This is a genomic window from Sporosarcina sp. QA0331 (assembly GCF_055808055.1).
This window is the reverse complement of the sequence record NZ_CM147850.1, coordinates 1,921,292-1,943,573: the sequence shown is the minus strand read 5'-3', so window position 1 is coordinate 1,943,573 and position 22,282 is coordinate 1,921,292. Positions and strand designations below refer to the sequence as shown.

At 41.1% G+C, this 22,282-nt stretch carries 33 protein-coding genes and 1 pseudogene; 32 read left to right on the top strand and 2 right to left on the bottom strand.

Annotated elements, in window-relative coordinates:
• The first annotated feature begins 2 nt into the window (after window positions 1–2).
• The 19 genes from AC0L13_RS09575 (at window position 3) to AC0L13_RS09485 (ending at window position 13,632) form a co-directional block, all read left to right on the top strand.
• Complete coding sequence (locus AC0L13_RS09575) at window positions 3–320, top strand: head-tail joining protein (protein WP_473646373.1); 318 nt, start codon at window positions 3–5, stop codon at window positions 318–320.
• Window positions 317–886 carry a phage tail protein gene (locus AC0L13_RS09570; protein ID WP_473646371.1) on the top strand — a complete coding sequence of 190 codons (570 nt, stop codon included), beginning with the start codon at window positions 317–319 and terminating at the stop codon, window positions 884–886. Before AC0L13_RS09575 ends, AC0L13_RS09570 begins: the two co-directional genes overlap by 4 nt.
• The gene (locus AC0L13_RS09565; RefSeq protein WP_473646368.1) at window positions 883–1,347 is read left to right on the top strand and encodes a hypothetical protein; all 465 of its coding nucleotides are present in this window, start codon (window positions 883–885) and stop codon (window positions 1,345–1,347) included. Before AC0L13_RS09570 ends, AC0L13_RS09565 begins: the two co-directional genes overlap by 4 nt.
• On the top strand, window positions 1,344–1,658 hold the full coding sequence (locus AC0L13_RS09560; protein WP_473646366.1) for a hypothetical protein: 315 nt from the start codon (window positions 1,344–1,346) through the stop codon (window positions 1,656–1,658). Before AC0L13_RS09565 ends, AC0L13_RS09560 begins: the two co-directional genes overlap by 4 nt.
• A complete protein-coding gene (locus AC0L13_RS09555) occupies window positions 1,655–3,100 on the top strand; it encodes a phage tail sheath family protein (protein ID WP_473646363.1) in 1,446 nt (481 codons plus the stop codon). Before AC0L13_RS09560 ends, AC0L13_RS09555 begins: the two co-directional genes overlap by 4 nt.
• 1 nt (window position 3,101) lies before the next feature.
• Window positions 3,102–3,620, top strand: a complete 519-nt coding sequence (locus AC0L13_RS09550) for a phage major tail tube protein (protein WP_473646361.1) — start codon at window positions 3,102–3,104, stop codon at window positions 3,618–3,620.
• A 14-nt stretch (window positions 3,621–3,634) separates the two neighbouring features.
• Window positions 3,635–3,931 (top strand): phage tail assembly protein, encoded by a 297-nt coding sequence (locus AC0L13_RS09545; RefSeq protein WP_473646358.1) that lies wholly within the window; start codon window positions 3,635–3,637, stop codon window positions 3,929–3,931.
• A 174-nt stretch (window positions 3,932–4,105) separates the two neighbouring features.
• The gene (locus AC0L13_RS09540; protein ID WP_473646355.1) at window positions 4,106–6,766 is read left to right on the top strand and encodes a tape measure protein; all 2,661 of its coding nucleotides are present in this window, start codon (window positions 4,106–4,108) and stop codon (window positions 6,764–6,766) included.
• Window positions 6,767–6,778: 12 nt separating this feature from the next.
• A complete protein-coding gene (locus AC0L13_RS09535) occupies window positions 6,779–6,988 on the top strand; it encodes a tail protein X (protein ID WP_473646352.1) in 210 nt (69 codons plus the stop codon).
• Entirely contained in the window at window positions 6,985–8,007 is a 1,023-nt protein-coding gene (locus tag AC0L13_RS09530; RefSeq protein ID WP_473646349.1) for a phage late control D family protein, read from the top strand. The genes AC0L13_RS09535 and AC0L13_RS09530 overlap by 4 nt, the downstream gene beginning before the upstream one ends.
• Window positions 8,008–8,403 (top strand): hypothetical protein, encoded by a 396-nt coding sequence (locus AC0L13_RS09525; protein WP_473646346.1) that lies wholly within the window; start codon window positions 8,008–8,010, stop codon window positions 8,401–8,403.
• Complete coding sequence (locus tag AC0L13_RS09520) at window positions 8,400–8,798, top strand: phage tail protein (protein WP_473646344.1); 399 nt, start codon at window positions 8,400–8,402, stop codon at window positions 8,796–8,798. Before AC0L13_RS09525 ends, AC0L13_RS09520 begins: the two co-directional genes overlap by 4 nt.
• A 4-nt stretch (window positions 8,799–8,802) precedes the next feature.
• Window positions 8,803–9,114, top strand: coding sequence for a GPW/gp25 family protein (locus AC0L13_RS09515; RefSeq protein ID WP_473646340.1), 312 nt, complete (start codon window positions 8,803–8,805; stop codon window positions 9,112–9,114).
• A complete protein-coding gene (locus AC0L13_RS09510; protein WP_473646335.1) occupies window positions 9,101–10,234 on the top strand; it encodes a baseplate assembly protein in 1,134 nt (377 codons plus the stop codon). The genes AC0L13_RS09515 and AC0L13_RS09510 overlap by 14 nt, the downstream gene beginning before the upstream one ends.
• Window positions 10,227–10,874, top strand: a complete 648-nt coding sequence (locus AC0L13_RS09505) for a phage tail protein I (protein ID WP_473646333.1) — start codon at window positions 10,227–10,229, stop codon at window positions 10,872–10,874. The genes AC0L13_RS09510 and AC0L13_RS09505 overlap by 8 nt, the downstream gene beginning before the upstream one ends.
• A gap of 2 nt (window positions 10,875–10,876) precedes the next feature.
• Window positions 10,877–11,548: a phage tail-collar fiber domain-containing protein gene (locus AC0L13_RS09500; RefSeq protein WP_473646331.1), complete on the top strand. Its 672-nt coding sequence runs from the start codon at window positions 10,877–10,879 to the stop codon at window positions 11,546–11,548.
• 334 nt (window positions 11,549–11,882) lie between these two features.
• Complete coding sequence (locus tag AC0L13_RS09495; RefSeq protein ID WP_473646329.1) at window positions 11,883–13,274, top strand: hypothetical protein; 1,392 nt, start codon at window positions 11,883–11,885, stop codon at window positions 13,272–13,274.
• Window positions 13,271–13,480, top strand: a complete 210-nt coding sequence (locus AC0L13_RS09490; RefSeq protein ID WP_473646327.1) for a hypothetical protein — start codon at window positions 13,271–13,273, stop codon at window positions 13,478–13,480. Before AC0L13_RS09495 ends, AC0L13_RS09490 begins: the two co-directional genes overlap by 4 nt.
• Window positions 13,480–13,632: an XkdX family protein gene (locus AC0L13_RS09485; RefSeq protein ID WP_473646325.1), complete on the top strand. Its 153-nt coding sequence runs from the start codon at window positions 13,480–13,482 to the stop codon at window positions 13,630–13,632. The genes AC0L13_RS09490 and AC0L13_RS09485 overlap by 1 nt, the downstream gene beginning before the upstream one ends.
• A 109-nt stretch (window positions 13,633–13,741) precedes the next feature.
• On the opposite strand, the gene AC0L13_RS09480 is transcribed toward AC0L13_RS09485, so the two are convergent.
• Window positions 13,742–14,647 carry a hypothetical protein gene (locus AC0L13_RS09480; RefSeq protein WP_473646323.1) on the bottom strand — a complete coding sequence of 302 codons (906 nt, stop codon included), beginning with the start codon at window positions 14,645–14,647 and terminating at the stop codon, window positions 13,742–13,744.
• A 55-nt stretch (window positions 14,648–14,702) separates the two neighbouring features.
• Between AC0L13_RS09480 and AC0L13_RS09475 the strand changes: the two genes are divergently transcribed.
• The 6 genes from AC0L13_RS09475 to AC0L13_RS09450 all read left to right on the top strand — a co-directional run bounded on the left by AC0L13_RS09475 (window position 14,703) and on the right by AC0L13_RS09450 (window position 17,347).
• Entirely contained in the window at window positions 14,703–14,852 is a 150-nt protein-coding gene (locus tag AC0L13_RS09475; protein ID WP_473646321.1) for a hypothetical protein, read from the top strand.
• An 84-nt stretch (window positions 14,853–14,936) separates the two neighbouring features.
• On the top strand, window positions 14,937–15,185 hold the full coding sequence (locus tag AC0L13_RS09470; RefSeq protein WP_473646317.1) for a hypothetical protein: 249 nt from the start codon (window positions 14,937–14,939) through the stop codon (window positions 15,183–15,185).
• Between the two features lie 102 nt (window positions 15,186–15,287).
• On the top strand, window positions 15,288–15,845 hold the full coding sequence (locus tag AC0L13_RS09465; protein WP_473646935.1) for a phage holin family protein: 558 nt from the start codon (window positions 15,288–15,290) through the stop codon (window positions 15,843–15,845).
• On the top strand, window positions 15,811–16,080 hold the full coding sequence (locus AC0L13_RS09460) for a phage holin (protein ID WP_473646313.1): 270 nt from the start codon (window positions 15,811–15,813) through the stop codon (window positions 16,078–16,080). Before AC0L13_RS09465 ends, AC0L13_RS09460 begins: the two co-directional genes overlap by 35 nt.
• Window positions 16,077–16,526, top strand: coding sequence for a glycoside hydrolase family 73 protein (locus AC0L13_RS09455; protein WP_473646310.1), 450 nt, complete (start codon window positions 16,077–16,079; stop codon window positions 16,524–16,526). Before AC0L13_RS09460 ends, AC0L13_RS09455 begins: the two co-directional genes overlap by 4 nt.
• A 26-nt stretch (window positions 16,527–16,552) precedes the next feature.
• Window positions 16,553–17,347 (top strand): N-acetylmuramoyl-L-alanine amidase family protein, encoded by a 795-nt coding sequence (locus AC0L13_RS09450; protein ID WP_473646307.1) that lies wholly within the window; start codon window positions 16,553–16,555, stop codon window positions 17,345–17,347.
• Window positions 17,348–17,753: 406 nt separating this feature from the next.
• Here AC0L13_RS09450 and AC0L13_RS09445 read toward each other — a convergent pair whose 3' ends face one another.
• Window positions 17,754–18,692 carry a hypothetical protein gene (locus AC0L13_RS09445; protein WP_473646303.1) on the bottom strand — a complete coding sequence of 313 codons (939 nt, stop codon included), beginning with the start codon at window positions 18,690–18,692 and terminating at the stop codon, window positions 17,754–17,756.
• A 122-nt stretch (window positions 18,693–18,814) separates the two neighbouring features.
• Between AC0L13_RS09445 and AC0L13_RS09440 the strand changes: the two genes are divergently transcribed.
• The 7 genes and pseudogenes from AC0L13_RS09440 (at window position 18,815) to gpsB (ending at window position 22,261) form a co-directional block, all read left to right on the top strand.
• Window positions 18,815–19,036: a transcriptional regulator gene (locus tag AC0L13_RS09440; protein WP_473646300.1), complete on the top strand. Its 222-nt coding sequence runs from the start codon at window positions 18,815–18,817 to the stop codon at window positions 19,034–19,036.
• Window positions 19,036–19,239: a LexA family protein gene (locus tag AC0L13_RS09435; protein ID WP_473646298.1), complete on the top strand. Its 204-nt coding sequence runs from the start codon at window positions 19,036–19,038 to the stop codon at window positions 19,237–19,239. The genes AC0L13_RS09440 and AC0L13_RS09435 overlap by 1 nt, the downstream gene beginning before the upstream one ends.
• A complete protein-coding gene (locus tag AC0L13_RS09430; RefSeq protein ID WP_473646294.1) occupies window positions 19,236–19,607 on the top strand; it encodes a YhjD family protein in 372 nt (123 codons plus the stop codon). Before AC0L13_RS09435 ends, AC0L13_RS09430 begins: the two co-directional genes overlap by 4 nt.
• Window positions 19,608–19,934, top strand: coding sequence for a YolD-like family protein (locus tag AC0L13_RS09425; protein ID WP_473646291.1), 327 nt, complete (start codon window positions 19,608–19,610; stop codon window positions 19,932–19,934).
• Window positions 19,935–20,134: 200 nt separating this feature from the next.
• Window positions 20,135–20,611, top strand: a pseudogene (locus AC0L13_RS09420) (Zn-binding domain-containing protein); the annotation flags it as partial.
• Window positions 20,601–21,866, top strand: coding sequence for a ribonuclease H-like domain-containing protein (locus AC0L13_RS09415; RefSeq protein ID WP_473646287.1), 1,266 nt, complete (start codon window positions 20,601–20,603; stop codon window positions 21,864–21,866). The pseudogene AC0L13_RS09420 and the gene AC0L13_RS09415, both read left to right, overlap by 11 nt.
• 98 nt (window positions 21,867–21,964) lie before the next feature.
• The gene (gene gpsB / locus AC0L13_RS09410) at window positions 21,965–22,261 is read left to right on the top strand and encodes a cell division regulator GpsB (protein WP_473646284.1); all 297 of its coding nucleotides are present in this window, start codon (window positions 21,965–21,967) and stop codon (window positions 22,259–22,261) included.
• Window positions 22,262–22,282: the final 21 nt, after the last annotated feature.

The window sequence follows — 22,282 nt, the reverse complement described above, 5'->3', positions numbered from 1 at the left end:
TAATGGATTTTAAAGACATCCTTCAAGATGATTTAAAAACGTTTCTCAATTTCGATGAATTTGGCGAGCCAGCCATTATTGAGGATGAATCCGTCATAGTTGTCTTGGATGCCGATAAAATGACAGAGCGACAATTGGCAAAAGGGTTGGAAGGGGAGCTTCATAATGAGGAGCTCCTTTTTTATGTGGAGAAATCGCAGTTGTCATTTTACCCCCGTCCAGATAACACAGTTGTCATCGATGGTGTTAAATGGCGAATAACAAATGTCCAAGAAGATATTGGGCTCTTTACTATCACTGTGGAGGCGAATAGTGGATGAGGGTTGTTGTAGAAATAGATCAAGCGACCGTCCGTTATGTGCAATTGCGTCTTGGTGAATTTGAAAAGAAGGCCCCGAATGCAATTTCAAATGCTCTAAATCGCGGTATGTCTAATATCAATACGAATGTGAGAAAAGAAATTCGAAGGGATTATCACATTAAGGCAGGAGATATCAACGCCACATTGTCCAAAATTCGGGCGAATAGAGGATCGCTTAGCTCGGGCGTTGTATCGAAAGGCAGCTTGATCGGGCTCGACAAATTCAAAGTATCACCTAGAACGATAAATCCGAATAGAAAGACCCCTTTGACTGTAGCTGTAAAAAAGAGCGGTGGCAATAAAGTGCCAGGTGCGTTCATGGCCGATATTAGCGGACCTAAGCTATTTATGAGAGTTAAGAAATCAAGGCTTCCGATTCGTCGTTTATTCGGCCCCTCAGTGCCCCAGATGCTCGGTCGTGAAGACATTCGTGAAAAGATTGAACAGGATGGCCGGGACACTTTCGAAGGTCGCTTGCAGCATGAAATCGGTCGCATTTTGGACAAGGGGAGGAGTAAACGATGATTCCGTTGTTTTTGCAGACTGCTTTAAAAGAAAAAATCGAATCGGTTCTTGATGGTAGATTGCTATCGTCGCAAGAAGAGAAGCTGAAAAAAATTCCGGTATTTGAGCAACATCTGCCAAGGAAAGCAAAGTCCACTTCTCGTATTCCAACAGACACAAATTACCCATGCGTCATTGTCTATCTGGATGAGTGGGAAAGCGGGCAGGCGAAAATACTCTTTATCGTTGCTACCCATGACGAAAGTGACGACAACCAAGGATATAAAGATGCTGTCAATATTGCGGAGAGTGTCAATCAGGAACTTGTAAGAATTCCTATGATCGATGAGCGTTTTGAATTGCAGGATACCCCTAAATGGCATTATAGCGACCAAGAAAACTACCCATTTTACTTTGCATGGGGAGAAACGTATTGGACTATTCCACGCGTTGAGCGTGATGATGTGGAGGCAATGATATGAAAATGAATGAAAAAGTTTCAAAAGAAATGGTCGAAAAGGCTCTGACGGGACAAACAGTTCCAGTAGAGCCTTTGGTGTATTGCGGACCGTCTTTTCCAGCGGGCTCCTTGCCACAGTATGCTGTTTTTAAAAACGGCATCCCAGAACAGGCCAAGGAAGCTGAAAAGGATTGTCCTGCGCTGATGCATTTATTTAAGCCGGTTTCCAAATTGGCAGAAACCCGTGTAAACCTTGGTAAAGTTGGTTCCAGAGACTTTCAGTTGTATCAAACAGTAGTAAGTTATTTTCAAGAAAGGGGGAATAGGCTGTGAGCTATAACCATGGTATTAGGATACAAGAAAACGCAACATCCATTATCCCTCCAATCCAATCAGATGCAGGTGTCCAGGTTATTGTCGGCACGGCCCCTGTCAATTTGACCGAGGATCCTACTTCAGCGGTAAACAAACCAGTGATTATTTACAACTGGAAAGAAGCAGTAGAGAAAGTGGGTTATGACGACGATTGGGATAAATTCACCCTTTGTCAATCAATGGATGCATCCTTCCGTGTTTTCAATATTGCGCCCATCATTTTGATTAACGTGTTGGATCCATCTAGACACTTTACGGAAGTACCCGATGCTCCTGTGTCGATTGTGAACAGTGAAGCCCTCATAAAAGAAAAAGGAATTTTGCTTAAAACGATCACCGTAAAATCGGCTTCTGAGGATCTTGTATTTGGTAGTGACTACCTTACAGGTTTTGATCGTGACGGCTACGTTGTAATTACCATGTTGAGAGAGGCTCTTTCTAATGGATCTATCACAGTTTCTTACAAGAAAATAGACCCATCAAAGGTGACGGACAACGACATTATCGGGGGGTACGATGTTAGCAATGGAACGTATGAAGGCTTGGAAGTCATCAACCAGGTATATCCAAGGTTAAACATTGTTCCAGGATTGATCTTGGCTCCGGGATGGTCGCATAAGCCAGTTATTGGAGCGGTGATTGATGCAAAAACACGTTCTATCAATTCAAGCTTCAATGCCCATAATGTCCTGGACATTGATAGCAGCGAAGTGAAAAACTATCAAGACGCACCTGCGTGGAAGAGCGAAAACAGCTACACAAGCAAAGATTCTACCGTATGCTTCCCGAAAGCTAAAATCGGTGATAAAACATACTGGCTGAGTGCTTTAGCTGCAGCGTTGATGGCTTTTACTGATGCTCAAAACGACGATGTACCTTTTGTGTCGCCATCGAACAAGCGTCTTCCAATCACTGGCACGGTTTTGGCAGACGGAACAAGCCTCTATCTAGATCAACCCCAAGGGAACTTCCTAAACGGTTCAGGTATTGTGACGGCCATTAACATCAACGGCTGGAGATTATGGGGGAATAATACGGCTGCATATCCAAGCACGTCAGACGTGAAGGACCGTTTCATTCCGATTCGACGTATGTTTAATTGGTGGGGAAACACATTTATCCAAACGTATTTTGAAAAAGTTGATAACCCAACGAATACAAGATTGATTGAATCCGTTGTTGATAGTGAGAATATAAGGGCAAATGGATTTAAAGCAAGGGGACAAATAGCTGGCGCTGTCATGGAATTTCGTAAAGAAGATAATCCCGACATCGATCTTCTCAACGGCAGAATACAATTCTTTCAAAGGGTAGCGTTCTTTACTCCTGCTGAAGATATCGTGAACGTCTTGGAATTCGACCCAACAATCTTAACAAACGCACTATTTGGAGGTGAGTAATTTGGCAGGTACTATTCCGGAAAAAGTCGTAAACTTTAACGTCTACAATGATGCCGATAAGTTAGTAGGGGTATCAAATGAAATTACTCTTCCCGACTTTGAAGCAATGACAGAAACAGTGTCAGGCGCTGGAATTGCGGGGGAATATGAATCAACAACCCCTGGTCATTTCAGTTCTCAAACAATCGAAGTATCTTTCAGGACGATTAGCGATTCGTCATTTCAATTCTTGAAAAATCGTGGACAAACTTTAGTTTTGCGTGCTGCTCAACAAAGTTATGACGTTACGGGAGGAAAGACAAGTATTCGCCCGTTGAAAATTACAATCCGAGGAATTCCCAAATCGTTAAGTCTCGGAAAAGTTGGCGTTGGTACGCCAACAGACACAGCAGCAACTCTAGAAATTCTATATATCAAAATTGAAGAAAACGGCAGGACGTTGCTTGAGTTGGATAAATTGAACACGATTTATATCGTCGATGGAGACGACCTACTTGAAGATGTCCGGAATGCCATTTAACAGGAGGAATTCAGATGCCAGAATCTAATGAGTATTTAATCCAATTTAAAAAGCCGTATCCATTTGAAGGGAACGAGCATACAGAAGTCGATCTATCAAATTTAGAAAACCTTATAACAAGTGATTTAATCCAAGCAGATGGTCAGTTCGGCGAATCCGGACAATTCGCAGTCATGAATGAAATGACAACAGGTTATGCCTGTATCATCGCGGCCAAGGCGACCGGAAAGCCAGTCGAATTCTTCCAGCGGCTTCCGGCAGTGGAAGGTCTAAAAGTGAAGCGTGTCGTTATGGGTTTCTTCAACGGGTAGGCATAATTAAGCGAGAGAAAAACAAATATCTCAAACAAATAGACGGACGTACACTGCGAAAAGTGTGCGTCCGTCTTTCTGTGTCTACCTACACGGGCATCGACTATTTTGAAAAGTTGATGCCGAAAGATTTGCGAATGGTCATTGACGAGATCGCGGAGGTGAACAAATCGCATGAATCAAAAAAGCTATGAAATAGCGTTTCGACTTGGCGCTAAAATGGACTCTTCCCTTCGAACTGCTTTTGCTAGCGCTAATAAAAACTTATCACAGCTAAACAGAAACTCCGGATCCGTTACAAAATCAACAAGTACTTTAACTCGCACAATGGGGTCTCTGACTGGGGCAGTAGGAAGTGTCACACCAGCATTCGGGAATATGATTAAAAACGTGTCAGGCGGCATCACTTCCGGTCTTATTGCACCTTTTCGCAGTGCGATTGGTATGGTGCAGCAATATGCAGGAGCGCTCGGCCTTTTAAGTGGTGGAGCGTTGGCTGCATCGGGTATGAACCGTCTTTCTGCCATCGAAAACGCACAGACATCACTGACAGTTATGATGGGTGATGCAAAGACAGCCAAGAAGTTTCTGGATGAAGTGCTGGCTTTTGCAAAAACGACGCCATTTGCTTTTCCTGACTTGGCTGAGACATCAAGGAACTTGATCGCATTCGGAATGGACGCTGAAAAAGTCGTACCAACGATGAAAGCAATTGGAGATGCAGCAGCTGCATCTGGTAAAGGTTCTGAAGGATTGAGACAGATTGCAGGAGCATTTGGAGCAATTCAAGTGTCTGGAACGCTGAGTCTTGGTGAAATCAATCGGTTAATGGATGCCGGAATACCAGCATTAAAAATAATGGCCAATCAGACGGGAACGTCAGTTGATAAATTAAAGAAACAAATATCCAAAGGGATGTTCGAGTCCGCAGAATCCATTGATATGCTTGTAAAAGGCATGCAAGAGGGTACAAAGGGCGTAGCTGGCGAAACTGCTGCAATGTCCGGAATCATGGAGAAAACGAAAAAGAACTGGACTGGATCCGTGGACAGTTTGAAATCTTCCATATCCTCTACGATGGCAAAAATCATGGAACCGGCAAAACCTCACATTCAAGCTGCTATGGCTTGGTTTGGAAAAACGTTTTCAAAGTTACCTCCTGTTGTTTTTAACATAGTGGACAAGGTCAAACCAGCATTTTCAGGAATTGTAAAAGTGGCACAAACAACTGGAAAAGCTATTAGCGGGATATTCAATATCTTCAAAGGTGGCGCCGGCACTGTCAAAGGGATTTTGTCATTCCGAAGCATGGGACTTTCTAAAGAACAGACTGATACTGTCGTCAAATTGATTCAAACAGTTAAACAAAACTTCAAGTTAGCTTTTACCCAAATCGCAGAATATGCTCCCATCGTATTTTCGGCAATTCGAGACGTTTTTTCAAAAATAGGTCCTGTCGTTTCGAAAGCTGCAGACGGTTTTAAGGCATACAGCGACAAGGTACGAGAAATAGCGGCGCTGGTTGCTTCTTACATGAAAGCTGGTTTAGGAGCGGTTGTCGGCGTTGTGAAGGACGTAGTTGGTCGAATAGCTGCATTTTGGAATGAAAATGGAACGGAAATCATTCAGGCTGTAAAGAATGTCGCCAAAGTGATAGGTAACATTTTTAAGGTTTTAGCTCCTGTTGTACTATTTGTGATCAACACGATCTGGAATAACGTGAAGGGTGTAATCCGAGGTGGACTGAATGTCATCTTGGGGCTCGTAAAAGTTTTCTCCTCGCTCTTTACGGGAAACTGGAAAGGACTTTGGGATGGCGTGAAGCAGCTCTTAGGAGGAGCACTTGAATTTCTCTGGAATTTGTGGAATCTCTTGATAATGGGGCGACTTGTCAAAGGCGTTGCCACTGTCGTTAAGTCCATAATAGGTTTCTTTAAAGGATTAGGTCCCAAATTGGCAACGAATGTCCAGTATTATTACCACTTATTCATGGACAAGTTCTATCAAATCGGGGTAGGTATACTTCGTACAATTGCTAGTTCAATCGGTAAAATAATCGGAGTTGCACGAAATGCAATAACCAATTTTATAACTATATTTCAAACGGCAAGGGCATTCGGAGTTAATATTTTCATGTCGATCGTTTCGGCAGTGAGAAATTTATTTTCCAATGTTTTTGGTTATATAAGTAACATTATTTCAACTATCGTAAGCGGGACTGTCAGTAGAATAAGCGGTTTTATAACATCTGTAAAGGGTTTTATATTAAATTTACAGACCAACATTTATTCTATTTTTATGAACTTGCAAACCGTCATGGCGACACCTTTCAATTACCTGAGAACGATTGTTCAAAATGTTGTAAGTGGGGCGACTGGATTAGTGAAGGGATTATTTGATGGAGTCACTTCTGCAGGTCGTGGGGCAATTAATGCTCTAGTTACGGCGGCAAATGGAATGATTGGCGGCATCAATAAAATCAATTTCAAAGTGCCAGATTGGGTACCTAAACTTGGTGGTCAAACACTTGGTTTTAACCTACCGAAAATCCCGATGCTTGCAAAGGGTGGCATTACGACAGGTCCTACTCTTGCAATGATCGGTGAGGGTGCGGAGCAGGAAGTTGTACTTCCTTTGTCTAGATTAGAAGCTTTACTAAATCCGCAAAAGGGCAAAGGTGATTCCAGCAATCAATATGTATACAGTCCTTCTTATCACTTCCATGGTGACACGTCTAAGGAAGATGTCGAAAAGGTAGATAATAAAAGTAGACGAGATTTCAATCAATGGATCCGTGAAAAAGAGGAAGATGATGATAGATTATTGTTCGCGTAAAGGAGTGGTTTCATGACATATTCAACTGTTCAAGGAGATACATGGGATATTGTATCTAAAAAAGTGTATGGCACTGAGTTTCGTACGGATGTGTTGATGAAGGCCAACCCTGACGTCGCGAACGTAATCGTATTTTCCTCTGGTATACAATTGATAGTGCCAGAAATAGACGATATAGAACAATTTGACAGCCTACCACCTTGGAAGAGGGTGCTGAATTGAAGGCAAGAAGAGCATATATTGCATTGGAATATAACGATGTCGACATTACAGAAGATCTTGGCAAGGATCTTCTGTCTTTTACCTATACCGATAATGCAGGTGGAAGCGCTGATGATGTGGCCGTAGAAATATCTGACGTCAAAAGAAAGTGGATTGATAAGTGGGTTTTTCAAAAAGGTGACACTTTCGTCGCAAGTATTGTGACTGTCAATTGGAGAAAAGATGGTGAGAAAAAGAAGTTGCCTTGCGGCTTCTTTGTCGTAGATGAACCGGAATACCGCGGTCGTCCATCTGTCATTAGCTTAAAGGGAATTTCCATTCCAAAGAATCGGAATTTCATGGATTTGAAACGAAGTAAGTCGTGGAAGGGGATCACCCTAAAAGCGATGGGAGAAGACATCGCCAAGCGGTATGGACTTCAACTTTTTTATGATAGCAAAGATAATCCGATTTTCAAGGATCGACAACAGAAGGATGAAGAAGACTCTGCATTTTTGCAGAAAGCCTGTGAGGATGAGGGTTTCTCCTTAAAAGTAACCGACAAAAAATTGATCATTTTCAAGGAATCCGAATATGAGCAAAAGAAGCCGGTTGCAACTTTCCACGAGAGCGACAGCACGGTTCTCAACTATTCATTCAAATCGACTGAAACTAACACTGCTTACGCAGGTGTCCAGTTAAAATACTTCAACGGGAAGAAAAAGAAAAGTATCGAATATCTTTTTGCTCCAAAAAAAATCAATAAAAATGAAGATCGTATATATAAAATCAATAAGCGCGTTGCAAACATCGACGAAGCGCAAAGGCTAGCAAAAGCAACATTGCGCAAGCTGAATCGAAAAGAAATGAAAGCAACTCTTGAACTCGTTGGAGATACAAGGATATTGGCGTCATCCACGATTGAGCTGGAGGGCTTCGGCAGTTTCAGCGGGAGATACTATGTCGAAAAAGCAACACATTCTTTGTCGGGTTACAAAACTACCTTGGAACTGCACAAGGTGCTAACAGGGGGTTATTAAATGGATTTAAACGATGTGATTCGTATAGGCATTATCGATGGAGTTGATGTACACGAGGGAACAGTTCGAGCAACTTTTCCTGACCGTGATGACGACGTATCAACTGACATAGCGTTAATGTGTTCGGAGCAAAACTTCCCCAAAGTAGGGGATAGTGCGCTCTTTTTATTTTTGCCGAACGGGACGGAACAAGGTTTTTGTCTTGGCCGGTATTTTCATGATGGAAACACTCCTCCCGTACCGGATCCAGATGTATATGTAAAACAATTAGACGACGATCTATCCATTCAGTACAACTACCGTTCAAAGGAGTTGACGATTGAAAATGCAAAGAGTGTGGTTATTCGTGGCGACTTGTATGTTGGTGGTGTCATTACGAGCGGTGAATCGTCATGATTGGTTACTTCGGAAAAATAAAATTCATTACAAATGATAAACGGATTTTGACTTTTACAGACTTTAAAAGGGATTCTTCTGCTCGTTTTGAGAACCACAGCGTCATTGGAAGAAAACCTTTAAAGGAGTTTTTAGGACCGGAACTCGACACGATAACATTTACTATCCAGTTATCTGCAGCTCATGGAGTCAATCCGAGAGTTGAAGCTGAAAAATGGCTTAGAATCAATCGAGCTGGGCTTGCATATCCCCTCGTAATTGGCACGAGAGCACTTGGTTTAGATAAATGGACGGTTAATAGTGTCTCACAGGCATGGGGAGTCGTATTTAATCGCGGCGAGTTGTATAGCTGTAACGTGGATATTACGCTCGAAGAGTATATCGAGGAGTTGTAATAAAATGTTGAATCTAACTAGTGTGCAGATTACCATCGCTGACGGTTCGACTGATGTCGATGTAATTGAGGTGTTGGACAATGTAAACGTCATTTTGACGACACCCGAAGGAAGTGTCCCTTTTGACAGATCGTTTGGAATGTCCGTTGAGTTGCTTGACATGCCAATGAATGAGGCAAAAAGTATGTATGTCGTTGAATCAGTAACAAAGGTAAGGAAGTACGAGCCCCGTGCAGTTGTTGATCATGTAGATTTTAGCGGAAATGAAGAAGGCGAGATTATCCCGAGGGTGGTGTTACGAATTGAAACTGAGTGACTTGCCGGATTTTGACTTTGTTGAAATTAATCCGAAACAAATTATCAATGAAATTGTAGAAGATTATCAGAGAGCGTATTTTGAGGATACTGGCAAGGTTAAAAAACTTTATCCAGGAGACAAAATACGCATCTTTTTATATACCCAGGCATTAAGGGAAATTCAGTTGAGGCAGAAGATCAACGATGCGGCTAAACAAAACTTTGTCAAATTTGCAAGGGATGAAAAGCTAGATCATTTGGGCGCAAAAGTTAAAACATATCGTGAAGAGGATAAGCCTGCAAGGACACGTATGAAAGTTACTGCGTCATTGAGTTCCCCTGTTGCTCGTATTATTCCGGCAGGTCAAAGATTCATGCCTGCTGACGGCACCTATTTCCGGACGGAGATTGACCATGTGTTGGCTCCTGGAGAAACGGAAATCATCGTTCCGGCTGTGTGCGAAGTGCCAGGGTCTGCTGGTAATGGGTACGCGCCTGGTCAAATCAATAGCATGGTCGAGCAACAGCCATTTTTAATTTCAGCTGTTAATATCGACACTTCGCAGGGTGGATTAGACCGAGAAGATGATGATAGTTTCCGGGAACGAGTTCATATGGCTCCAGAAGGATTTAGCGTGGCCGGACCCGAAGCGGCGTATATCTATCACGCTTTAGCATACAGCTCGTTGATTAGTGACATTAAAGTACACAGCGAGAAAGGGACAGGAGTAGTCAATCTAATAGTATTGCTTGAAGATGGTGAATTACCCACTCAGGCATTTTTAGATGGCCTGTACAATTATTTTTCGAAAGATATTCGCCCACTAACCGATTTTGTTAACCCTCAAGCTCCGTCGATTGTTGAATATGACGTTGATGTCACTTATTACATTCCAAATACGGTATTGGATCCTTCTATGATTCAAGAGGAAATCGAAGTTGCTTTCAATGAATTTCTACTTTGGCAAAAATCAAAGATAGGAAGAGACATCAATCCATCGGAGCTTGTTTTCAAACTACGAAAAGCTGGGGCTAAGCGTGTCGACGTCACATTACCCGTTGATACAGTTATTACCAATACTCAGATTGCAAGAGAAGGAACCGTGAACCTTGTATTTGGAGGGATGGAAGATGATTAATCTTTCAAACTCTGAACTGTATCAACTCATTCCAATTAATTTGTGTGATGACGAGGATATTAAAGCAGCTGCAAAAGCGGTCGATAGATCAACACGATCAGTCTATTCGCAAGCAGACAAACTGGATTTTCATAGTAATAGAAACATCAAGGATATAAAAGTTTTGGATGCACTTGCTGTTGATTTACATGTAGATTTTTATGATAAAAGTCTTTCTCCTGAATTGAAACGAGAAATCATCGACAGTTCAATGTTGTTGCATATGATTAAAGGTACGGCAGGCGCTGTCGAGAAAGCAATGGCAAATGCGGGTTTGAATGGTCTTGTCTCGGAATGGTTTGAATACGGAGGCAACCCTTTCTTCTTCCGTATCGAAGTAAACGGATCCTTCAAGGGAGAAGAGGATTTAATTAGAATTGTAGATATTGTAAACTCCACAAAAAATAGACGATCTACATTAGAAGAAATACTTATCAAACGCTCCTTAGAATCCAATCTATTTTTCGGAGGCATCATCTCAACCCGAAACAAAATCCAAATACGTCCAGCGGCATTTATAATGCCATCCATCCAGCAGACCAAATATTATGCTGGATTTATTTCTATGCGTACAAGAACAATTATCAAATCGGAGGTGTGACAATGGCAGAGTTTACAGGCATGGTCCTGACCAAGAAAGGTCGTGACCTACAGGCGAAGGCTGAAAGTGGAGTCGTCCTCAATTTCACGAAAGTAGCGATTGGAGATGGCAATCACGGAGAGCAAAACCTTGAGGATATTGAGTACTTGCTTAATCCGATTCGAGACTTATGGATAACTGGTATTCAAGTCGAATCAGGGCAATGTAAGGTCCACTCGGCTATTACAAATGAAGGTCTAGCTGAAGGGTTTTACGTTCGGGAAATCGGCTTATATGCTCATGATCCGGACTTAGGGGAAATCCTTTTTGCAATAGCGTTAGCGAAAGAAGCGGACTTTCTCCCTGCTGACGGCGGTACCACGGTAATTAATAGTGAATTTGAGATTATTGTCATTGTAGCGAATGCGGCTAATATTACAGCAAACATTTCCAATGCCGGCTATGTGTCCCGTGAGGAATTCAATGAATTCGTCCTTAGATTTAATGTGACGAGCGATAGGGCAAATAAAAACTCAGAGGATATTTCTAAAATCGGGTTGCGGTTAACGAACTTGGAACAGTCCTACTCAAACAATTTCACATCGAATCAATTTACAGAGGATCTAAACACGTTGGCAGATGTGGTTGTTACTCGAGGAGTTTACGACAGTGTGAATAAAAGGTTGGTGGTATAAGATGGTGAAGTATTATTACGATAAATATAATACAAAAGAAGAATACCCTACCGACCCAGCTTTATGGCCTTGGAAAAAAAACAAAGACTACAGTGGTCAGACCTATACAGAAGGTAGAACGGGAGTAACCATAGACAATTATTACCCAAACTGGGCGCAATTTGTGCTTACTGGTTCAACAGTTCGAATGGATTATCACAGTCCGATTGGGTTTACAATTTACGACTTTGCCAGTGGGCAAGGTATAAGCAGGTTTAGAAAGACCGGTAATACCTACGATGATATGTACGGTGCTAGGTACCTATTTACCGAACATATAATTACGGATAGTGATATGAAAAAAGTCAAGGTTAGGGGATCACTCGTTACTTCGAACCTAGTGGCCGAAAATGGAACCTATCCAGTGGATGGGGTACACACAGATGGTTACTGGTATGTTCGAAGAGCGATTGCCAACACAGCGCCAACAATGCCGGGTGCATTTACGCAGCCTACCGGACAACTTACTGGCGGCAGTAACATTACTGTAACTTGGGGGACTTCTACTGACGCGGATGGTAATGCAATCACCTATTATCCGGAATATCGCTATTACAAAAACGGGGTTGCGCAGGCTTGGACTACATTAGTGAACAATAGTACAAGCCGAACAAGAATCCTCACCTTAACTACAGATAAAACAATAGACAAAATTGAGTTCCGTGTTAGAGCGCATGATGGAACGGAATATTCAGCGTACAGACCATCGAGCATTTTTACAATCGTGCATAACACAATCCCAACCCTAACGTTAAAAACAGCAAATAATTTAACCTTATCAGAAGCAGTAGGGCAAAATGAAATCCTAGTTGATGGCAGCGCACTAGATATTGATTCGAACAATACCGTTACCGTTAAAGCCCAATTCAATAATGGGACTATCAGAAATCTAACTTCTTCTATTTCAAATGGCACCACGTCAATTCCGTTTTCTAAGCTGTTTACCTACAAAGACAAGCAAATATTCGATGGCGACACGCCACTAACTGTTGAATTAGCTGAAAACGTTGACCACACATTAAAAGTCTGGGCTGAGGATGAACAAGGTGGCATTTCAACCATTGCAGAACGCAAATTCAGAGTCATCCACAATCGACCACCTGTTATTTCTGATAACGACCGTGACCTTGGCACATTGATTGAAACTCCTTCTGTCACTTATCAAGTAAACGACTTGGAAGGACAAGCAATCACAGTCACCGAAAAAGTAAATGGGCAAGTGATTCGAACATTCGAAGCTCAGCCAAACACCGATTACACGTTAGAAATCCCAATCGAAATGTGGATTCCATTACAGCTTCAGCATCACTCGTTAACCATCGAAGCAGCTGACTCTATCGGAGCTAAAACAATCCGGACTTTCACGTTTACAAGAAATGAAGATATGATTCTGTTGGAATTGAAAAATCCATTTGTCACGGATATTGCGGCATCTCGTATCTTAGTCACACCAGATGTATACGTACCGATTGGCTCAACAATTAAGATTGAGGCTTGTAATAATGCTTTCGACTCTGAACCAACGTGGGAAGATATTACAGGCATGGCCATGAATAAGCGGGGTTATACATTTACAAACACTGAGAAAACAGCGGAAGAATGGGGAATCAACATCCGGTTCACGCTTGAAAAAGGCACGGCGAGTCAGCAAGTACGACTAGAAGGATTTGGAGGTGCGTTCGATTGAAAATCGTAAACGAAAAACCTCTTAGTAAGATTAAAGAAGAGAGGGAAAACCAAGAGTTCATACCCGTTTCACTGGATGCATTGGGAATAGAACTAGCTCAAGAAAAAATCAAGAACGTGCAAAAAGACTTATTGATTAACAGTCTCGGCCAACAAGTAGCGTTGCTTAAAATTGATATCCTTCAACTTAAAGGAGGTGCTTCATAATGGCCTTCTGGCAACTTGCTTTTAATCAAAAATGGGTGACAGTTGATCAATTAAGATTAGTTGTGAAAACTGATTCAAATCCATTCGGGGAAATTTCTTCTATGCAATTCAAACAAATTACTGGAAAAGACTTCGAAGCACCTGCTGAGTAGGTGTATTTATTATGACTTAAATGCGACCAAACAAGCAGCAAGCATGTATATAAATTTTAAGCATAAAATAAAGCAAAATCCCATTCGAAATGTGATTTTGCTTCATTGTTTATTTTTCTGTACTAGACCCGATCTGTTTGATTGTCGACTCAATTTGATCTAATTTATCGAATTCTGGGAAACTCATGGTATATTCCTGTTCGGCTAAGTAAGACGGATGAATTTGTGTTCCTTCGTTTATTAGCCCGGCCAAAGTCTTTACTGAGTACTTCATACCTTCTAAGTACTCCGGGTTGTATTCAATGCCTTCTTGATTTAATAAGTTTTTTGTTTCAGCTTCAACAAGTACATCAATACTCTTGGATAGCCCTCTTTGGAGGTCCTCTAAAGTATCGTTTTTAATTTCAAGGGTTCTTGCTTGTTGCTCCAATATTTTAAATTGATAAGTTTGGTTTCGAACAACAGCTGCAGTACGGGTCAAAGCACCAACGAATTTAAGTGCCAGGGCACCACCTATAAATAGTTCTACCCAAAGTGATCCTGAGTCGAAGTTTTGTATTGTGATTTTGCCTTTGATCGTATCGTTAACTATAGCTTGTTCAAGGGATGTATTCAATTTAGAAAAGAATTTACTTAGTTGTTCTAAAGTCTTGTAGTCAGGTAACTTAACGCTAATTGAATACTCTTGTTGGTCTGGTATAGCTTGATCAAAGGCTTCTAAGGTTGCAGTACATTTGTCCTTTATAATATTTATCAAGTTAGCGAAACGGTTAAAAGAATTGCTGTCCACCTTTATCCGATCACTAATCGACTTATCATAATAAATATTTTCAAGTTGTGATAAGGCATTTACCTCATTCTCAAGAAAGTCTAGTTCCTTTAATTTATTTACAGCGTTAACGGTTTTTTGAAATCCAATAAGTTCTACCAGATCATAATTCGGGTTTTTTTTGCTTTCGAATTCAAGATCGTCAATGTTGTCGATTATTAATTGTTTCATGTCTCTTAATCTCATTTTTCTCACCCCCCCTCACCGGGATAATAGTATCATAAAATTTAGGAGGTATGTCATGGAAAATGAAAAAACAGAGTTTATAGTAAATGGAAATGTGATGTATATAAAAAAAGAGAATCAGACATTTGAAATTAGATTTAACACAAATGATGAGCTAAGTTGTTTCTTATTAAGAATACTATTGAAAAAAGAACTGATTAGCTGATTCCAAGGTTACGGACCCTCATGTGTCGTAAGAAGGGTTTTGCTTTCCCCTTGTCGAAGTGTGGGGTGGGGAGGAGAGATTTTTATGACAGAAAAAATGGATAACGTAAAGAATCGATATGAGCATGAAATATTAGAAATTAAAAACAGACTATCATATTTGGAAAAGGGTTTTATTACAGAACTAACTCGTGTTAATATGCATGGTAGCCTTACGCATAATATACAACAGTTACGTAAGGAGTTGAATGAACTATTTTCAAAGGTTGTAAATGAATCTGATTCTGTAATTGATGTATTTGATGAATTATTCGAAGAGATAATCGATAAATAAGATAAACAAGAGCGTTCCAATTCGGATCGTTCTTTTTATTTTCCTACAGAGAAAGGGAAGGGGGTACTTGAATGCGGAAGGGAGAGAGTACCGGTGACGCGTATGGAAGTTACGGGAATTAAAAGCATTGGAGCGCTCGTTATCAGCTTTTTGATTTACTTGATTGATGTGGTGAATGAAGCTGTCGTCGTGCTCGTCTTTTTCATGTTGTTAGATGTCATCACCGGCTTATTACGCTCGTGGGTGACAAAGTCATGGGATAGTACAATCGGCTTTTCCGGTATCGTTAAAAAGGTCGGTATATTTATCATGATTGGAATGGCTGCATCTATCGAATTTATGATAATGTCTGTTGGACAGGACCCTAAAGGACTGATGCTTTTAGGCGTCACGTCTTTTTTCATCGTAAATGAGGGGATCTCTATCCTCGAAAATTGCGCTCAAATTGGACTGCCTATTCCGGCGGTCCTTTTTAATGCTCTTGAAAAAATGCATAGGGATCCATCGGGCAAGGAGCAGCGACTTGTCCGGCATCCTATGTTGGACCGTATTGATAAGAAGGAACTGCTGAAGGAAAACGAGGCCTTGCTCCATCAACTACAGAAGAAAAAGGAGGAAACGACAGATGAAAATCAATTGGAAAGTAAGAATCAAGAATAAGGTGTTCTGGCTGGCCATGGTGCCGGCTTTTTTGTTGGTTGTTCAAATTGTCGCAGGATGGTTTGGCTATGTACTGGCTGCAGACCTAATTGGGGTGGAAGCAACCAACTTTATTAATGCAGTCTTTGCGTTGCTTGTCATCCTTGGGGTTGTAGTCGACCCAACTGTTTCAGGCATGTCTGATAGTAAACAAGCACTGCGCTACCACGAGCCGAAAAAGGAAAGTAAGCGATGAGTTTTATAGAAAGGTTGGCACCGTTTGCAATCAAACATGGCATTGCAAACGGCGTCCTTCCAAGTTTGATTTTGTCGCAGGGAATTCTTGAATCCGACTCAGGAAAATCTGAACTCGCTCGAAATGCCAACAACCTATTCGGCATCAAGAAAGGCTCTGGATGGACTGGCCCCGTGTATAAGAAACTTACAGCCGAACAAGATTCCGACGGCACTGTATATCACGTCTATGCCGATTTTCGTAAGTACCCATCCTACGAGGGCTGTGTCATCGACTTGGTTCATAAATACACTCACGGAACTGGCTGGGAGACTTTCAACCGTTATGCAGCAGTCCTCAATCAGACGGACTATAAAAAGGAAACTGTTGCGCTTCAAGTGGCTGGTTATGCAACGGATATAAGTACGCCCAAAAGCTCAATGAGCGTATCGAACAACACAACCTAACGAAATACTACAAGGAGGTAATCAATGTGGTAAAGATTTATATCGACCCTGGACATGGGGGAACGGATCCGGGAGCAGTCGGAAATGGCCTGAAAGAAAAAGATTTGACCTTGGCCATCTCAAAACGTATCGAATCAACGTTGAAGGACTATGAAGGTGTCCAGGTCAAATTGAGCCGTACCACTGATCAAACTCTTTCACTTAAACAACGAACGGATATGGCAAACAGTTGGGACGCTGACTTCTTGATGTCAGTGCATATCAACGCAGGCGGTGGAAAAGGCTACGAAGATTTTGTTTTCGACGGAAAGGTCAGCAACAAAACACTCGAATACCAATCAGTGATCCACTCAGAAATCACAAAAATGATTCCAGAGTTTTTTAAACGCGGCAAGAAACGAAAGAACTTGCACATGGTCCGCGAGTCGCATATGCCATCAATCCTTACCGAATCAGGATTTATTGATAACCTTGCCGACTCCAAACTATTAAAGAGTGCTGAATTTCTTGATAGAGTTGCCCTTGGACACGCTAATGGTATTGCAAAAGCGTTTGGTTTGAAGAAAAAGGCCGTTGCATCAACAACACCAACAAAGGAGGACGACGACTTGAAGTTTACTAGCGGTACGTTAAAAAATGAATTTAAAACGTTTCTTGGCAGCAAAGCGCAACGAGAAATAGCGGTTAAAGAAGCTGTAGAACAAGGTTACAACGAAAAGTGGATTAAGGATCTTGCAGAAGGTAAAGCGGCAGATGGAGATATAGTAGCACTGGGATTAGGTGCTTTGGTTCGTGCAAACAAACAATCCTTGCCTAAATAATCAGTTAATGGTAGTATGAATATATTCCATTTTAAATCCCCTTTTTTAAAGGGTTCACTACAAACTTTGCCCTGTCCATTGTGATAAGGGCGCTTTTTCATTTGTATGTTGAAATATCTAAATAGACTTGCAAAAAAAATAATTAGTCCTATAATATAAGTGTCTGCTACTCCTTTACTAGACAGTGCAGACGGCATAGTTAGAAGCGCCCTTTTCTTTAATCGGATTAGGGCGCTTTTTTTATTTATAGAAACAATCTTAATTAACCTAAAGTGAGGTGTTGAAGTTTTTCTTGAAAAAAGGCAAACTATTAACATTGTACATGGTCGATTGAATTTATGATTACCAATACTTATAAAAAAATAAGCGTCCTGTCCATTTGGATGTGGGTGCTTTTTTGCTATTATCATTGCCTCATCACAAATTCAATACATGAATCACATAAACCATCTGAAGTAATTAAGGTTCCGCACCTTAAACAACTTGTGATATCTCCAATTCCAAAAATCTCCGAGCAGTTGAAACAAACGATGCTTTTTCCGTCATCAAACAAATCATCACTGCTACAATGAGGGCATTGTCCAATAGAGTCAATGATATCGTAAGTGTCGAAATCAACACGTATAGGGGTATACTTGTCAAAAAACAATTCGAAAGCAAGTTCTTCTAAACAAAAGTGACAATTTGTTTTTCGATCTTCAGAATTTATTTCTAATGCATGCTGATTACATAAGGGACAGTTTAAAACCAAAGCTTTAGTCTTTAACGTTCCTTGAATAAATAAATTTCTTTTTCGTATGTACTCATCGAATTTTAAGGAATAATCCTGCATCATTTCGAAAATCGGTTCATATTTTTGCTCAGTGATAGAAAATATATTATAACTACTATCCGATTTTTGTAAAACCTTAATTAAATCAATTAAGTAGCTAAGAAATTCAGCTATTCTTGATTTCACCTCGTGGAAATTCAACTCATTATAAAAATGTTCGATTTTATTCCTTTCTCTTTGCATCCATCTTAGGTTATCTAATAGTTTAGTGCTAATGTTGATTTCAGAGAGTTTTTCAAGTCTATTTACAAGACTATAGAAATCCACGCTTTTTAATTTTCCGGTAAATAAATCTTCTTTTTTAGCTTCATCTACATTCTGATAAATTAATGACCAGTGTTCCTGAAAAAGAATATCTTTCAAAAATAATAATGCGCCCGAGTAAATATGCATGACTGCATACTTATATTCCTTTTCATCATCCTCTACGATGTAACTTAATCCTTTCTCAATAAAATCAAACGCATTACTTTGAAGGCCTTCACTCACAATATCTATATCGTTAGTAATCATATATAAACACTCCTAATCTACGATAAGTTTATCTTACTTCTGTTAGTAAAAATATTCCATCATTATCTTTCTTTACATACGAACGTTCATTCTCTATAATGAATGAAAAGGAGGGAACAAGTGTGCGTAAAACATTGGAGAAGTCGGTAAGATATGGTGAAATTTTGGATATGATGTATGTAGCAAATGACGGATCCATCACTAAGAGACGGATTAAAGTGCTGCAGGTGGGCGAGGTGTCATTCAGGGCATATTGCTACCTTAGAGAATCCAAACGTACTTTCACGATTGAGAATGTCTTAGCACTTGTTCCCATTGCTCAAAAAGTGAGGATGATCATCTAATGACAAAACGTAGACAACACATTTACAATTTTATCGCTACTTATATAGAAGAAAATAGATACTCTCCATCCATGCGTGAAATTACTGAAGGGGTAGGACTACAATCGGTATCCACAGTAAAAGGGCACTTGGATCGCATGCAGCGTGACGGCTATTTGAAATATGAACCAACAAAACCACGAACAATCAAGTTGATCAAATGAGCAGGCCATTACCGACAGCAAATGATTTGGAGCATTATGAAAATCTGATTTACCTTCCGATGCTGCTCACTGTTTTGTCGCGCGATCGGGAGAGGTTGAGTGGCGTGAAATTACCGAAACCGTACTATAGCTTGATTGATAATGCGATTAAAGAAATACAAAAGGATTTACAAAAGACCCATGAATATGCTCGAAAGAACAAAATGAAGCTTATTCAAGGAAAAACAGACGATACGTTTACAGGATACATTTTTATGTATAAGGGTTACGAAGATCCGAGGACATACCTAAATGTCCGGCTTCGTAACCGGACCGAGGAATTGATTGAGCTGTATTTTGCAAAAGTCATTTTATTGGAGCGTGGTTAGATGATAAGAGACCGTGGAAGTATCAAATGGACAGCGATGATGCTGCCGGAGCATATAGCCCAACTAAGGGAGTGGCAAGCGGAAGACGAGCTGGATCCGGAACCTAGCCTGACGGAAGATTATTTACCTTTGCTGCAAGAGGAATTGGAAATCGCTTATAAAAGTCAAGGTGAGGCAATCATAAACACATGGCGTAATGGTACAAAATCTACATACATCGGTAAAATAACAGAGCTTGACCCTATACGTAATCTGATTTCCATCGATGGGCCTTATGGTGCTGATAATATTCCTGTTATCGATATTGTCAAAGTACGGAGTATTTAAAAAGAGGGGACATTTGTCTCCTCTTTTTCATATTTTCTGAGTTTGATCAATAAGCTTAGAGGAGCTATTTCCCCGTTTCGAAACGAAAAAAGTTTTTAAACCACTCCCTCTCCCGAAAATCTGTTAATATGTTACGATATCCATAAAAGAACGAAATGAGGGTGGGGACAATCGCACTTTCACATACATTAATAGAAAACTTTATTAAGATACGTTTCGATACGCATGATAATATCGGTTCAGGCCCGATTTCACTGCCCGCCGAGGAACTTCATACTTCATCCACTTGGTATTCATTCGACGCTCCGGATGGGTGGAAGGAATCCGAATTGACGGACGCGCTCACAGGCGCCGCTTACGCAATCCAATCATTCATTCCATTATTCGTCCGCTGTGACAGGACGGATATCCACGTTGTCCCACAAGTGAAGGCGATCCATACGGGCAAGCCGACGATTTTCATATATGATAGCTATCCGGGAGGAATCGGATTAAGCGAGAAGATTTATGGCCGGTGGGATGAATTATTGCAAAAGGCGGCAGAGCATGTACGCGGTTGCCTTTGCGAAAACGGTTGTCCGGTCTGTATAGGAGCGCAAGAAGAAGGAATCCGGATGAAGAGAGACGTCATTTCTCTTCTGCATTCTCTCATTAGGGGGAAGACCGATGTCGTATGAAGCTAAAATGATGGCAATGAAGAAGCTACTGAAAAAAAAAGCTCCTCAAGCTGAGGAAACAACCCCAGTTCCGAAACGTGAAACCCCTCCGTCTCCTTCTTACGAGAAAAGATGGCTTTCGGCTGGATTGACGAAAGAGGAGAACGAATACGGCGTGGTATATAAACGAACGGTTGTCTATAAACCGGATCATCGGCATGGGAAATATTCGCTTTCTGGATTATTGGGCACAGTGGAAAGATGGCGTGAATCAGAGGAAATTCATCCTCTTGCGCCTGACTTTACACGACCTCTCGTCTTTTTCGATACGGAGACGACCGGCTTAAAAGGTGCCGGCACACTCATATTTCTAATGGGGTTCATTGAATATACGGAAGAGGCGTTTACTTTAACGCAATATGTGTTGCCAGGGCCGGATCATGAAGCCGCATTCCTTTATGCTACAAATCTATGGAAAACTCCGATGTCGATCGTCATGTATAACGGAAAAAGCTTTGATATGCCACAAGTGCAAACGAGATGGACGATGAATCGAAATGTACTGCCACAGTTGCTAAAGCATACTGAAATTGATTTGCTGCACGGATCGAAACGGATCTGGAAAAATGAAATGGATACTTTCAAATTGACTGCAGTCGAGGAGGAGCAGCTCGGTTTCTTCCGTGAAGGCGATATTCCCGGACATATGGCGCCGATCATCTATCAGGATGCAGTTAAAAATGGCCGTGCCGAAATATTGATGAAAGTCCTTTTGCATAATGAATGGGATATCCTATCCCTCGTCACCTTGTATATCCGTTCAACTGATCTTCTTTTGCAAGGCGATGCGCTATCATCCGCGAATGCGCAAACGAATATCGGGAAATGGTATACAGACTTGAAATCGTTTAGCCGCAGCAAAGATGTCCTAATGGATGTCATCGCGGAATATGGTTTGGAAGAGCCTAGAGCGCATTTTCATATCGGATTCCTCCTTAAAAAGGAAGGGCGGCATTCAGAAGCGATCGAATCATTTGAAATTGCCGCAGTTGGATTGGCGGGGAGAGAAAAAATCATTGCCTTTGAGGAATTGACGAAGTTGTGTGAGCATAAATTGAAGGAGCCGGAAAAGGCACTCCATTACACAAAGGAAGCGATACGTCATTTGTGGCAAGACCCGGACATAACGGATCGATTCAAAGTCCGGATGGGAAATGAATTCAATCACCGGGAAATAAGATTGAGGAAGAAGCTATTTCCCGGGGAAGCGCACTAACCGACAAAATCTTGCGTGCCAACCGAAATAGAAAGACAAAGTTGTACAAAATATGCTATACTTGCGACATGTAAACATAGATGGAAGGGCGTCATTTCATGGAAATAAAACTTGATTCTAAGACGATTCTTGAGAAAGAGTTTAAAACGGGTTTACGCGGATATAATCAAGAAGACGTAGATCTTTTCCTGGATCAGGTTATTCAGGATTATGAAGCTTTCAAAAAAACAATTTCGGAATTGCGAATGGAAAACGAGAAGCTGAAAGATGAGCTATCATCAGCAGCGAAACGTCCGGTTGCAACGAATGCCAATACAACGAACTTCGATCTGTTAAAACGGATTTCCAATTTGGAGAAGCATGTATTCGGCAGCAAGTTGTACGACCACGAATAATCTGGACGATCTACAGTACAA

Bases quoted from the DNA above. Each gene is read 5' to 3' on its own strand.
- AC0L13_RS09575 (WP_473646373.1), top strand. From the start codon at position 3: ATGGATTTTAAAGACATCCTTCAAGATGATTTAAAAACGTTTCTCAAT.
- AC0L13_RS09570 (WP_473646371.1), top strand. From the start codon at position 317: ATGAGGGTTGTTGTAGAAATAGATCAAGCGACCGTCCGTTATGTGCAA.
- AC0L13_RS09565 (WP_473646368.1), top strand. From the start codon at position 883: ATGATTCCGTTGTTTTTGCAGACTGCTTTAAAAGAAAAAATCGAATCG.
- AC0L13_RS09560 (WP_473646366.1), top strand. From the start codon at position 1,344: ATGAAAATGAATGAAAAAGTTTCAAAAGAAATGGTCGAAAAGGCTCTG.
- AC0L13_RS09545 (WP_473646358.1), top strand. From the start codon at position 3,635: ATGCCAGAATCTAATGAGTATTTAATCCAATTTAAAAAGCCGTATCCA.
- AC0L13_RS09540 (WP_473646355.1), top strand. From the start codon at position 4,106: ATGAATCAAAAAAGCTATGAAATAGCGTTTCGACTTGGCGCTAAAATG.
- AC0L13_RS09535 (WP_473646352.1), top strand. From the start codon at position 6,779: ATGACATATTCAACTGTTCAAGGAGATACATGGGATATTGTATCTAAA.
- AC0L13_RS09525 (WP_473646346.1), top strand. From the start codon at position 8,008: ATGGATTTAAACGATGTGATTCGTATAGGCATTATCGATGGAGTTGAT.
- AC0L13_RS09520 (WP_473646344.1), top strand. From the start codon at position 8,400: ATGATTGGTTACTTCGGAAAAATAAAATTCATTACAAATGATAAACGG.
- AC0L13_RS09515 (WP_473646340.1), top strand. From the start codon at position 8,803: ATGTTGAATCTAACTAGTGTGCAGATTACCATCGCTGACGGTTCGACT.
- AC0L13_RS09505 (WP_473646333.1), top strand. From the start codon at position 10,227: ATGATTAATCTTTCAAACTCTGAACTGTATCAACTCATTCCAATTAAT.
- AC0L13_RS09500 (WP_473646331.1), top strand. From the start codon at position 10,877: ATGGCAGAGTTTACAGGCATGGTCCTGACCAAGAAAGGTCGTGACCTA.
- AC0L13_RS09495 (WP_473646329.1), top strand. From the start codon at position 11,883: ATGAAAAAAGTCAAGGTTAGGGGATCACTCGTTACTTCGAACCTAGTG.
- AC0L13_RS09485 (WP_473646325.1), top strand. From the start codon at position 13,480: ATGGCCTTCTGGCAACTTGCTTTTAATCAAAAATGGGTGACAGTTGAT.
- AC0L13_RS09480 (WP_473646323.1), bottom strand. From the start codon at position 14,647: ATGAGATTAAGAGACATGAAACAATTAATAATCGACAACATTGACGAT.
- AC0L13_RS09475 (WP_473646321.1), top strand. From the start codon at position 14,703: ATGGAAAATGAAAAAACAGAGTTTATAGTAAATGGAAATGTGATGTAT.
- AC0L13_RS09470 (WP_473646317.1), top strand. From the start codon at position 14,937: ATGACAGAAAAAATGGATAACGTAAAGAATCGATATGAGCATGAAATA.
- AC0L13_RS09465 (WP_473646935.1), top strand. From the start codon at position 15,288: ATGGAAGTTACGGGAATTAAAAGCATTGGAGCGCTCGTTATCAGCTTT.
- AC0L13_RS09460 (WP_473646313.1), top strand. From the start codon at position 15,811: ATGAAAATCAATTGGAAAGTAAGAATCAAGAATAAGGTGTTCTGGCTG.
- AC0L13_RS09455 (WP_473646310.1), top strand. From the start codon at position 16,077: ATGAGTTTTATAGAAAGGTTGGCACCGTTTGCAATCAAACATGGCATT.
- AC0L13_RS09445 (WP_473646303.1), bottom strand. From the start codon at position 18,692: ATGATTACTAACGATATAGATATTGTGAGTGAAGGCCTTCAAAGTAAT.
- AC0L13_RS09435 (WP_473646298.1), top strand. From the start codon at position 19,036: ATGACAAAACGTAGACAACACATTTACAATTTTATCGCTACTTATATA.
- AC0L13_RS09430 (WP_473646294.1), top strand. From the start codon at position 19,236: ATGAGCAGGCCATTACCGACAGCAAATGATTTGGAGCATTATGAAAAT.
- AC0L13_RS09425 (WP_473646291.1), top strand. From the start codon at position 19,608: ATGATAAGAGACCGTGGAAGTATCAAATGGACAGCGATGATGCTGCCG.
- AC0L13_RS09415 (WP_473646287.1), top strand. From the start codon at position 20,601: ATGTCGTATGAAGCTAAAATGATGGCAATGAAGAAGCTACTGAAAAAA.
- gpsB (WP_473646284.1), top strand. From the start codon at position 21,965: ATGGAAATAAAACTTGATTCTAAGACGATTCTTGAGAAAGAGTTTAAA.